Origin of the sequence: uncultured Sphingomonas sp., assembly GCF_964244235.1 — a bacterium.
In the GTDB taxonomy this organism is placed as follows: Bacteria; Pseudomonadota; Alphaproteobacteria; order Sphingomonadales; family Sphingomonadaceae; genus Sphingomonas.
In genome coordinates, this window is sequence record NZ_CAXTII010000084.1 from 1 (window position 1) to 11529 (window position 11529).

Sequence of the window (11529 nt, forward strand, 5' to 3'; positions counted from 1 at the left end):
GGGTGTCGATGCCGGGGATGATGGACACCGTCCTCAACCTCGGGCTGAACGACGACACGGTCGAGGGGCTGGTCGCCGCGTCAGGCGATGCGCGCTTCGCCTGGGACAGCTATCGCCGCTTCATCCAGATGTATGCCGATGTCGTGCTGGAACTCGATCACGGCGCGTTCGAGGAGGCGCTGGAGGTCGCGAAGGAGGATCGCGGCTTCGCGCTCGATACCGAACTTTCCGCGGACGACCTGAAGGCGCTGGTCGCCGAATATAAGGGCCTGGTCCAGGCGGAATGGGGCAAGCCCTTCCCGCAGGACGTGCACGATCAGCTATGGGGCGCGGTCGGCGCGGTGTTCGGGTCGTGGCAGTCGGAGCGCGCGAAGGTCTATCGCCGGTTGAACGACATCCCGGCCAATTGGGGCACCGCGGTCAATGTCCAGGCGATGGTCTTCGGCAATATGGGCGAAACCTCCGCGACAGGCGTCGCCTTCACCCGCGATCCGTCGAAGGGCGACCGCGCCTATTACGGCGAATTCCTGATCAATGCGCAGGGCGAGGACGTCGTCGCCGGCATCCGCACCCCGCAATATCTGACGCTGAAAGCGCGCGAGGACGCGGGTGCGAAGGCGGCGTCGATGGAGGAGGCGATGCCCGCGGTGTACGCCGAACTTGCCGCGGTGTTCGACCGGCTCGAGACGCATTACCGCGACATGCAGGACATCGAATTCACGGTGGAACGCGCGAAGCTGTGGATGCTTCAGACGCGCTCGGGCAAGCGCACCGCGAAGGCGGCGCTCAAGATCGCGGTCGACATGGCGGACGAGGGGTTGATCACCCGCGACGAGGCGATCCTGCGGGTCGATCCGATGGCGCTCGACCAGCTGTTGCACCCCACCCTCGACCCCAAGGCGACGCGCGACGTGATCGCCAAAGGCCTGCCCGCCTCGCCGGGGGCGGCCTCCGGCGCGGCGGTGTTCGATGCGGATACCGCGGAGAAGCGCGCGGCGGCGGGGGATTCGGTGATCCTGATCCGGACCGAGACCAGTCCCGAGGATATTCACGGCATGCACGCCGCGAAGGGCATCCTGACCGCGCGCGGCGGGATGACCAGCCACGCCGCGGTGGTGGCGCGCGGCATGGGTCGACCCTGCGTTTCCGGCGCGGGCAGCGTTTCGATCGACGCGAAGGCGAAGATCATGCGCGTCGCCGGGCGCGAGGTGCGCGAGGGCGACACGCTCACCATCGACGGCACGACCGGTGAGGTCATGGCGGGGTCGGTGCCGACGGTGCAGCCCGAATTGTCGGGCGATTTCGGGACGTTGATGGGCTGGGCCGACGAGGTCCGCCGGCTGAAGGTCCGCGCCAATGCGGAGACGCCGCACGACTGCCGGACCGCGCGCGATTTCGGCGCGGAGGGCGTCGGACTGTGCCGGACCGAGCATATGTTCTTCGAAGGATCGCGGATCACCGCGGTGCGCCAGATGATCCTGGCCGAGGACGAGGGCGGACGGCGCGCGGCGCTCGCCAAGCTGCTGCCCGAACAGCGCGCGGACTTCGCGGCGATCTTCGAAGTCATGGCCGGCTTGCCGGTGACGATCCGCCTGCTCGATCCGCCGCTGCACGAATTCCTGCCGCATGAAGAAGCGGAGTTCGCCGATGTCGCGAAGGCGGCGGGGGTCGACGTCGAGATATTGAAGCGCCGCGCCGCCGAACTGCACGAGTTCAACCCGATGCTCGGGCATCGCGGCTGTCGGCTGGGGGTCACCTATCCGGAAATCTACGAGATCCAGGCGCGCGCGATCTTCGAGGCGGCGATCGACGTCGCCGCGAAATCCGGGGCGGCGCCGATCCCGGAGATCATGATCCCGCTGGTCGCGACCAGGCGCGAACTGGAACTGATGAAGGCGGTGGTCGACAAGGCGGCGAAGGCTGTGTTCGCCGAACGCGGGACGACGATCGAGTATCTTGTCGGCACGATGATCGAGCTTCCCCGGGCTGCTTTGCGGGCGGGCGAGATTGCGGAAGTGGGCGAGTTTTTCTCGTTCGGCACCAACGACTTGACGCAGACGACGCTTGGTGTCAGCCGCGACGATGCCGCACGGTTCCTCGGCGTCTATGTCGAGCAGGGCATCTACGCGAAGGACCCGTTCGTCAGCATCGACGTCGAAGGAGTCGGCGAGCTCGTGAAGCTCGCTGCCGACCGCGGAAGGGCGACGCGGCCCGACATCAAGCTCGGCATCTGCGGCGAACATGGTGGCGACCCGGCGTCGATCGATTTCTGCGAAAGCGTCGGCCTCGATTACGTCAGCGCATCGCCCTACCGCGTGCCGATTGCACGCCTCGCCGCGGCGCAGGCGGCGTTGAAGGCGGGGTAGTTGGAATGGGGTGGCGCCGTCCGACGCTCCGTCACCCCGGCCTTGCGCCGGGGTCCATCGTACCCAGAGCGATGCGCTTTCAGCTTCAAGCCTCGTCGGAAGCGGCTTGATGGACCCCGGCGCAAGGCCGGGGCGACGTTCGGTCAGACCGCCGTCCGCGGCCCGAACTCGAACCAGCCGCGGCGCTCGCCCGCCGGATAGGCCGGTCGCGCCACCGGACGCGCCCCCGGTGCCACGGTCCGCGGCGCAATGGTCTGCGCGGTGACGGGCGCCGCGCCGCGAAGCCGGGCGTTCTCCCGTTCCAGTTCGATCTGGCGCGATTTCTCGGTGGCGATCCTGGCCTCGGCATCCTTGCGGCTGGTGGCATGGGCGTCGCGTTCCGCGGCGTACCGATCCCGCCATTTCCGCCCGCCGGGGTGGCTCGCCAGCCCGAGAAACCATCCCGCGACCAGGACCAGCGCCAGGATCGCGAACTGCGTCGCCGTGAATGCCATCATCGAAAATGCCTCCTGTTACGGATGCACAACGACCGACGGCGAGTCCGGTTGCGTTACGAGTGGCCGACCCCGCCCTTGAACGCGTCGCTGATCGAACAGGCCGCCGGCCCCAGGATGACGACGAACAGAACGGGCAGGATGAACAGGATGAGCGGCACCGTCATGATCGCGGGCAGCCGTGCCGCCTTTTCCTCGGCGCGCATCATGCGTTCGTTGCGGAATTCGGCGGACAGGACCCGCAATGCCGACGCGAGGGGCGTGCCGTATTTCTCGGTCTGCACCATCGTCGTCACCACGCCCTTGATCGCGTCCAGCTTGACGCGCATCGCGAGATTCTCGAACGCGGCGCGGCGTTCGGTCAGGAAACCCAGTTCGATCGCGGTCAGGGTGAATTCGTCGCCCAGTTCGGGATAGGCGCGGCCCAGTTCCCTCGACACGCGCTGAAACGCGGCATCGACGGTCAGACCCGCCTCGGCGCAGATCACGAGAAGATCGAGTGCGTCGGGCAATCCCTTGCGGATGGCGTCGGTGCGCTTCGTGATCTTGTTCTTCAGGAAGATGTCGGGTGCCTTGTACGACAGGATGAAGCTGACCGCGACGATCCCGTACTGCTTGAGCGGGGTATAGGTCGCGAACATGTCGGTGCCGTAGACGAGATATACCATCAGCCCGCCGAACACGATCGGCAGGACCAGTCGCCCGAAAATGACCGCGACCGCCCATTCCTTTTTCCGGATGCCCGCCTGCATCAGCTTGATCTGCACGGCCTTGACCTGGCTGTCCTGGAGAACCTTCATCGATTGCAGGATGCCGCGCATCCGGTCGGCGGTGTCGTTGCGCTGGACCAGCTTGGCGCGACGCTTGGTGGAGGCGGTGATGCCGGCCTTCAACTGTTCGCGCCGATCGTTCAGTGCCTTTACCCGCTTCGTCATCGGGTCGCGGGCGCTCATGACGGTGTAGATGGCGAACATGACCGCGAAGGCCGCGACGCCCGACAGCATCGTCGCCACCCACAGGACATCGATGCCCAGGATCTTCGGTCCGCCCGTCTCGCCCATGGTGCCGTCCGTTCCCCGTCAGATCTCGAAATTGATCATTTTGGCCATCACGAATGCGCCGATCCCCATCCAGACCAGCCCGCCGATGCCGCCGACCATCAGCCGCTGATCGGTGAAGAAGGTTTGCATGTAGCTGCCGTTGATCATGTAGATCATCACGAACACGATGAAGGGCAGCGCGCCGATGATGTAGGCGGACGCCTTGGATTCGGACGACATCGCCTTGATCTTCAGCTTCATCTGGCCGCGCATGCGAAGCACATTGGCCAGATTGGCCAGCGTCTCCGCGAGATTGCCGCCGGTTTCGCGCTGGATGGCGATCGTGATGACGAAGAACTGGAATTCGGGGGTGCCAAGCCGGTCCGCGGTGTCCTGGAGCGCCGCGTCCATGGTCTTGCCGATCTTCATCTTGTCGGAGACCATGCGGAACTCCTCCCCGACCGGGCCTTCGACTTCATGGCCGATGACCCCGATCGTTTCCGAGATCGGCAGACCCGAGCGGAGTCCGCGAACGAGCAGTTCGATGGCATCGGGGAATTTGGCGGTGAATTTGCCGATCCGGCGTTTGGTCATGTAGCCAACGGCGAAATGCGGCAGGCCGACGCCGACGAACAGCCCGAAAAAGAAGGCGAAGAGGATCGGCATGCCCAGAATCTTCATCGCGACCAGCACGACCAGCGCGATGACGCCCGTCGCGATGCCGTAACCACCGACCGTCCAGTTCTTGCCGGTCATCGCCAGTCGCTTCGCCAGCAGTGCCGGGTTGGGCAGCAGACGGCCAAAGGCGAGGTCCATCTTGGTATCGCGATTGTTGCTGATCCGTCGCATCTGTGATTCGACGACCGCGCCCTCGACATGGCGCAGGCGCATCGCGCTTATGCGGCGCGTCTGGGCGCGTGCCGGCGACGGCCCGCCGAGGGCGAACGCGATAATGCCGAGCACGACCGTTGCGCCGATCGCGATCATCAGCAGCGGCATTGGGTTCATCGCGCGCAATCCCTTCCCGACGATGGCGCGCCGCCGCGTTTCCGCAACGGCGGGCGGCTCACTTCTTAGGTTTCTTCGCCATCAGCGACTTGATGTCGCCGAACTTGCCCATCAGCGATCCGCCCTTGACCCGCGGCTTGCCCGCTGGCCCGGCACCGTCGCCCGAACATACCAGAGCGACACCCTCCGCCAGCTCGACGAGCGGTGCCACGGTCTTGGTATTCTTACCGGCCTCGGCAAACGGCTTGCCGAGTTTCGCCGCCTGAGCGGCGAGCTTCTGATCGAACGCTATCGCGAAATCGATCTTGCGTTCGATCGAGCCTTCGAAATCCTTGCGGCTGATCTCCAGCTGGCCATTCGCATGCAGGCGGTTGGCGACGAGGATGACCGCGGTCTGCGGCGCATTCGTTTTCAGCCAGGACAGGATACGGATGGTGTCGCGCGCCGCGGCAAGCGTCAGTTCGGTCACGATGACCGCGACCTGGACCTCGTTCACCAGGTGCGGATGCTGGACCAGCATACCGCGGGGCAGGTCGACGATGGTGCATTCGAACGCGGCGCGCATTTCCTCCTGCAATTGGTAGAAAGCGGCACCATCGGTCATCATCGGCGCATTGATCGGGGCTTCGGCGGACAGCACCGCGAGCTTTTCCGATGCCTTCACCATCGCGCGTTCGATGAACAATCCGTCGATACGGCTCGGGTTTTCGATCGCGTCGGTCAGGCCGCGCCCCGGTTCGAGGTCGAGTGCAAGCGCACCGGTGCCGAAATGCACGTCCAGGTCGAGCAGGGCGGTCGATCGGCCATGCTTGTCCGACAGCAGCCAGGCGAGCGAGGTGGCGACCGTCGACGCCCCGACGCCGCCGCGCACGCCGATGACCGCGGTCGCGCAGTGCGGCCGGTCGACCGCGACATCCGCCACCTTCGGCGCGTTGAGCATCGCATACGCATGACTGAACGCCTCGCGCAGCATGTCCGGGTGAAGCGGCTTCAGCAGATAATCCTGAATGCCGCTGGCGACGAGGTCGCGGTACAGGCGCACATCGTTGACCTGACCCGACGCGATCACCACCGTACCGGGTTCGCACACTTCGGCCAACGCGTTGATGTCGTTGAGCGGATCACCCGATTCGGCGAGGTCGACGAACAGGATCAGCGGGCTTGCCGAGACCGACAGCGACTGGATCGCGTTGCGCAGGCCGCCCTTGTAGATCTTGTCCGGCGACCAGCCGAGTTCGGTCGCGATCGGGCGCACCGTATCCGCGGTGGTGTCGTCGCAGACATAGGCCACGAAGGGATCGCGTTGCGCCGCGCTGGCGGGTTTCCACGGAGCGTTCATCTCATTTCCCTCCCGTGCTTTCGGTCTTCATTCCCTGCGCACCGGTCGGCAGCGCCTTGCGGAACGCGGTGATCGCCTTGCCCGATACCGCCGTATCGGTCGTCCCGTCGGACGACCGGCCGTGGACCAGGTCCTCCGGTCGCGCGATCATCGCCGCCAGCGAGGCGTTCGTCGCGCAGCCATAGTTGGACGAGGTGTTGCTGTTGAATTCATGCGCCTCGTCGCGGCTCCAGTCGGGGCAACCGGGAACGGTCGCCTTCATCCGGCTGATGACGATCCGCACCGTGCCCGGTGCGATCGGCGCGGCGCTGATCGGCGCATCGTCGCCCAGCAGCAGGCCATAGCCCGCGATGACGGTGCCGACCTGTTCGTGCACCCGCGCGGCCGGCATACCGGCATCGTCGATGGCGATGCGGTCGCCATAGCCGACGTGAAGCGCCGCCATCCAGCCGACCAGCCGGCGCTGTTCGCCCGGTGCCAGGCCGCCGCCCGCCGTGGCGAGATCGAGCGCATAGTCGCTGCGGCTCACGAGGGCCTGGTGGACCGATTCGAGGCCGCGATTCTCGGTACCCATGCAGCCGCCCAGCAGCAATGCCGGGACGAGCGAACCGAGCGGGACAAGGCGCATCTTCATGGAACGGAATCCTCGGGTGGGGGCGCGGTTGCGGCGGATCATTCGGAGAAGCCCGGCATGGCGGCGGGCTGACCCTTTTTGGGGACGACCGCCTTGGGGGCGGAATCACGAAGTATTTCGGGTGACGGCGCGGGCAAAGCGGGTGGCGCCCCGCCGATCGCCAGCGGCGGTGCGCTGGGTGCCATCGTCGGAACGGGACGCTTCGCCCCGCTGACGCCGCCGCCAAGGTCGCCCTTGAACACGCGGCCGAGGTCGGTCGGTGCCCGGCTGCCGTCGGTCGGCAGGACGATGTCCGACGGGTTCTGCACCGGCCTCACGAGATACGGCGTGATGACGATCATCAACTCGCTCTCGTTGCGCTTCCATGCGTTCGAGCGGAACAATGCGCCGAGCACCGGCACGTCGCCGAGCCCGGGTGCCTTGTCGATCGAATTGGCGTTGTCGTTCGAGATAAGGCCACCGATGACCATGCTCTCGCCGGACCCCAGTTCGAGCGTCGTTTCGGCCCGGCGCGTCGTCAAGCCGGGGATGGATACACCGTTCAGCGTGACCGCACCGGCAGAGGACAATTGGGACACTTCCGGGCGGACGCGAAGCGAGATGCGGCCATCGGACAATACCGTCGGCGTGTAGGACAGGCTGATACCATATTGCTTGTATTCGATCGATACCGCGCCGAGGCCCTGGCTGACGGGGATCGGGATTTCGCCGCCCGCGAGGAAGCTTGCGGTCTCACCCGACAGCGCCGTCAGGTTTGGCTGCGCGAGCGTCGTGACTTGGCCATCGGTCTCGCCGAGATCGAGTGAACCAAGCAGGTCCATGCCAAGAGCGTGGCCTGCAAGGCCCAACGCCGCACCTGCCCCCGTACTGCTGCCGGGGAACGTATACTGGGTGGCACCGGGCAACAGACCGGTTGCGCTGACACTGACCGGAAGGCCCACCGCATCAACGGGTGCACCGTTGACGGAGCGCGCGGGCGGTGTGCCGGCGACCGTCGTGATGCTGCCACCGCCCCGGCCCGACGCGATCCCGAAGATCGCACCGTTGCCGTTCTGCCGGTTCGTGATGTTCACGCCGATATTCTTCACGAACGACCGGCTGACTTCGGCAATACGAACTTGAAGGTTCACCTGCAGCGGCGTTGCGGTCTTCAATCGATTGATGACCGCGACCTTCAATGCCGCACCGGCTGCCGTCACGTCGACGCCGGGGTTGAGCAGTGACGCCACCAGCTGCTGGGCCTGCACCGAGTCGGCGGGCGAGGCGACGGTGCCGGTCAGCACCGCCATCTGGCCGACATTCAGGATCCTGATGTTCGCATCCGGCATCGCCGCCTTCAGCATCGCGTCGACCGACGTGATGTTCTGGCTGACGCGGACGTTCGCGGAATAGACGACCGCACCGCTTGCACTGGTCGCGAAAACCGTCGCCTCGCCGAATGCCTTGCCGAACAGGTGGATGCGGCGGGCATTGTCGACATAGACGTCGGCCACGTCGGGGGCGGACACCCAGATGTCGCTCACCGCGACCGGCAGGTTGATGAGTTCGCCCTGGCCGATCGACAGCAGGACGTTGCGTGTCGGTCGCTCCGCCGTCGGCGGCAATTGGCGAACGCCCGCGGCATGGCCGGTGCGACTGCGTACCGGTGCGGCGACCGCGATGCACGATCCGGCCACCAGGGCTGTCGCGACGCCCGCGGTCAGCGACCGGTGCAGGAAAGCTGGGATCGTCATGTCAGTTCTTCCCCCCGACCGACGCGGTCGTAACTTGTGGCATTGGCTGCGGCGTCGTTGCGGAAACCGGCGATCCGGTACCGAGCTTGTCCTTTGCGTCCATCGGTGTGGCGATGACGGTGTTGCCGCGCGCCACGCGAACCTGCGGCCCGCTGACAACCGCGACTGCGGTCGGATTGGTGCTGCTAGGTGCGCTTTCGGCCTTGCCGGGCACCGTGCTGCGCTGGAAGCGCGAGACGTCGGCGCCGGTTGCGAACGAATTGGCACCGCTCTGCGGCTGGCCGGCGACCTGGGCCAGCATCGCCCGCTCCGCCTTGGGATCGCTGCCAGCCGGCACCTTGATCCGGCCGGAGGCGATCGCCTCTTCCAGCTGCGATGAATTGTCCGCGATCGAGCGGAGCGACAGCGACAGCGATCCGACCGTCTGCGCGACGGCGATCTGCTCCGCGATCTTCGGGGTCGCCTCGATGGTGACGGTGCCGAAGGTCTTGACCTGGGTCTTGCCGTCTTCGCCGACGGCATTGTCGGTACGCTGATCGGTCGCCAGCACGCGCAGGTTGCGCAGGACCGTCTCCGAAACCTTCAGCGGCATGCCGTCGCCGCCGCCCGATACCGACTGCGTCAGCACGAGATCGATGCGGTCGCCCGGGAATACGAAGCCTGCGACCGCGCTCTGGGTCGACACGGGGAAGGTGACCGCGCGCATGCCCGGTCCGAGTGCGGCGGCCAGAAAGCCGCGATCGCCCGGCTTCACGAGCGCGCCCTGCGTGACCGGCTGACCCGCAGTGATGGCGTTACGGACGACGGTGCCCTGCAACGAATGGAGATCGGTCCGGGCGCGAAGGTAATAGGCGTTATCGACGAGTTCCTTTGGCCAGGGCTGGAATTTCAATGCCGTCGCGTCGAGGATGGTGCCGACGGGCAATGCGCGGGTCGCGACCAGCACTTCCGGGCCGTCGATCGCGACCGCCGTCGCCGCGTTCGCGCGGGGCGTTGCACTGCCTGCGATCATCGATCGCGCGAAGAACGCGGTAATCCCGGCGACGAACAACGCGCCGATCAGGAGTACGAGCTTGCGACTATCCATCTCTCAACAGCCTTTCGGGCTACGCCGGGGGGTGAAACCGACGTTAATCATCACGATAATTGGTTAAGGATCGGTTCGCGGATCGTGACGATCGCCGAGAACGCGATCGCGACACCGTACGGGACCTCGATATGGCCCCCGCGGCGGCGCAGCCGCTGCTCGGCGATCATCGCCAGCGTGATCGCGCCGCCCGCCAGCGACATCGCGACCAGCATCGCGACGAACCCGCCGAACGGGAGCCACAGCGCGAGCGCGGCGATCAGTTTCACGTCGCCGCCGCCCATCCAGCCGAAGTGGAACGCGGCGGCGAAGATCGCGAAGACGCCGATCGCCAGACCGATCTGGGCCGCGACGTCGGGCCACAGATACAGGCCGTTCGCCCACCACCAGACCGGCGCGAGCAGGACGATCGTACCCGTCTTCCAGTTCGCGATCTCGCGGCGGCGAATATCCTCCAGCCCTGCCCACAAGAGCAGCGCGATCAGTGCGACAAACGGCACCACGACGGAAACGAACCCATGCATGACGGATGGTTCTAGACGCGAGGGCTTATGAAACCGTAACCGTGCCCGCGATGGATCGCACCCGCACCAATCGCCGCGCGATTCCCGCCGGCGCGCAGCTTTCGACCTGGACCGCGCCCGATGGTTGGCCACTGCGCCGGTTCGACTGGCCGGGCGGCGGCGAGCGAGGCCGTTTGCTGTTTCAGACCGGTCGCGGCGATTTCATCGAGAAATATATCGAGACGTTCGCGCATTTCGTGGCGCGCGGGTGGTCGGTCACGGCGTTCGACTGGCGCGGGCAGGGCGGGTCGGGGCGGCATGGGCCCGATCCACGAATCGGCCACATCGCCGGTTTCGCCATATCGGTACGCGATCTGACGGCGTTTTGGGTGGAATGGGCTGCGGAGCCCGGTCCACGCGTCGTGCTCGGACATTCCCTGGGTGGGCACCTCGTCCACCGCGCTCTGGTCGAAGGTGCAATCGATCCGCAGGCTGCGGTGCTGGTCGCGCCGATGCTGGGACTGACGGCACCGCTCGGCACGGCACTGAGCGGCTGGGTCGCGCGGGCGTTTGCTGGACGCGGCGACCCGGCACGAGCGGCATGGAAGGAGGGCGAGCGGCCCGGTTCGCGGCTGTCGCGCCAGGCGCTGCTGACCCACGATCCGGCGCGCTATGCCGACGAGCAGTTCTGGCTCGATTGCTGTCCGGAACTGAAGCTCGGACCGCCGAGCTGGGCATGGCTGGCGGAGGCGTTCGCCTCGACTGCCGCGGTCGCGGCCGATCCGCGACTGGCGACGATGGCGGTCCCGGTGCTGATGCTCCTGGCCGACCGCGACGCGCTGGTCGATTCGCGCGCGGCGGAGCGGATCGCGCGGCGGATGCGCGATGCGACGGTCGTGCGCTTCGGTCGCGAATCGGCGCACGAGATCCTGCGCGAGGCGGACGGGGTGCGCGACTGCGCGCTGGCGGCGATCGACCGGTTTCTCGATGCGCGGGCACCTCGCGCGTGAAATACGATATCGCGATCGTCGGCGCGGGGATCGCGGGTGCGACGCTGGCGGCGGCTCTGGCCCCTCATGCGAGCGTGTTGCTGCTCGAATCCGAATCGCTGCCGGGGATGCATGCCACCGGCCGCTCTGCCGCTTTCTGGTCGGAAACTTATGGCGGGCCCGGCGTCCAACCATTGACGACCGCATCGGGCGCGGCATTGACCGCAGGCGGTTTCCTCGAGCCGCTGGGATCGCTGCATATCGGCCGCGCGGCCGATATGGCGGCGATAGAGACCTTTCTTGCCGAATTCGACGGCAGCGGTATCGCGCTCTCCC

General features: G+C 66.5%; 11 protein-coding genes. 3 read left to right on the top strand and 8 right to left on the bottom strand.

Annotation, left to right across the window (positions count from 1 at the left end; genetic code table 11):
• On the top strand, positions 1-2366 hold a 2366-nt coding region (gene ppdK, locus ACFE7D_RS12240), incomplete at its 5' end, for a pyruvate, phosphate dikinase (protein ID WP_375395698.1).
• A 143-nt stretch (positions 2367-2509) separates the two neighbouring features.
• Here the strand turns inward: ppdK and ACFE7D_RS12245 are convergent.
• The 8 genes from ACFE7D_RS12245 to ACFE7D_RS12280 are packed head-to-tail and all read right to left on the bottom strand — an operon-like array spanning position 2510 to position 10225.
• Complete coding sequence (locus tag ACFE7D_RS12245; RefSeq protein WP_375395699.1) at positions 2510-2863, bottom strand: hypothetical protein; 354 nt, start codon at positions 2861-2863, stop codon at positions 2510-2512.
• A gap of 53 nt (positions 2864-2916) precedes the next feature.
• Positions 2917-3921 carry a type II secretion system F family protein gene (locus tag ACFE7D_RS12250; protein WP_375395700.1) on the bottom strand — a complete coding sequence of 335 codons (1005 nt, stop codon included), beginning with the start codon at positions 3919-3921 and terminating at the stop codon, positions 2917-2919.
• A gap of 18 nt (positions 3922-3939) precedes the next feature.
• Positions 3940-4908: a type II secretion system F family protein gene (locus tag ACFE7D_RS12255; protein WP_375395701.1), complete on the bottom strand. Its 969-nt coding sequence runs from the start codon at positions 4906-4908 to the stop codon at positions 3940-3942.
• A gap of 58 nt (positions 4909-4966) precedes the next feature.
• Entirely contained in the window at positions 4967-6247 is a 1281-nt protein-coding gene (locus ACFE7D_RS12260; protein ID WP_375395702.1) for a CpaE family protein, read from the bottom strand.
• Between the two features lies 1 nt (position 6248).
• Positions 6249-6881: a CpaD family pilus assembly protein gene (locus ACFE7D_RS12265; RefSeq protein WP_375395703.1), complete on the bottom strand. Its 633-nt coding sequence runs from the start codon at positions 6879-6881 to the stop codon at positions 6249-6251.
• A gap of 38 nt (positions 6882-6919) precedes the next feature.
• Positions 6920-8614, bottom strand: coding sequence for a type II and III secretion system protein family protein (locus ACFE7D_RS12270; RefSeq protein ID WP_375395704.1), 1695 nt, complete (start codon positions 8612-8614; stop codon positions 6920-6922).
• Position 8615: 1 nt separating this feature from the next.
• Positions 8616-9701 carry a Flp pilus assembly protein CpaB gene (cpaB, locus tag ACFE7D_RS12275; RefSeq protein ID WP_375395705.1) on the bottom strand — a complete coding sequence of 362 codons (1086 nt, stop codon included), beginning with the start codon at positions 9699-9701 and terminating at the stop codon, positions 8616-8618.
• Positions 9702-9751: 50 nt separating this feature from the next.
• A complete protein-coding gene (locus ACFE7D_RS12280) occupies positions 9752-10225 on the bottom strand; it encodes a prepilin peptidase (RefSeq protein ID WP_375395706.1) in 474 nt (157 codons plus the stop codon).
• Positions 10226-10275: 50 nt separating this feature from the next.
• Here ACFE7D_RS12280 and ACFE7D_RS12285 point away from each other — a divergent pair, with 50 nt between their 5' ends.
• Together ACFE7D_RS12285 and ACFE7D_RS12290 are read left to right on the top strand one after the other, a co-directional pair.
• Entirely contained in the window at positions 10276-11214 is a 939-nt protein-coding gene (locus tag ACFE7D_RS12285) for an alpha/beta hydrolase (protein ID WP_375395708.1), read from the top strand.
• A partial coding sequence (locus ACFE7D_RS12290; protein WP_375395707.1) for an FAD-dependent oxidoreductase occupies positions 11211-11529 on the top strand: 319 nt, incomplete at its 3' end. The genes ACFE7D_RS12285 and ACFE7D_RS12290, both read left to right, overlap by 4 nt.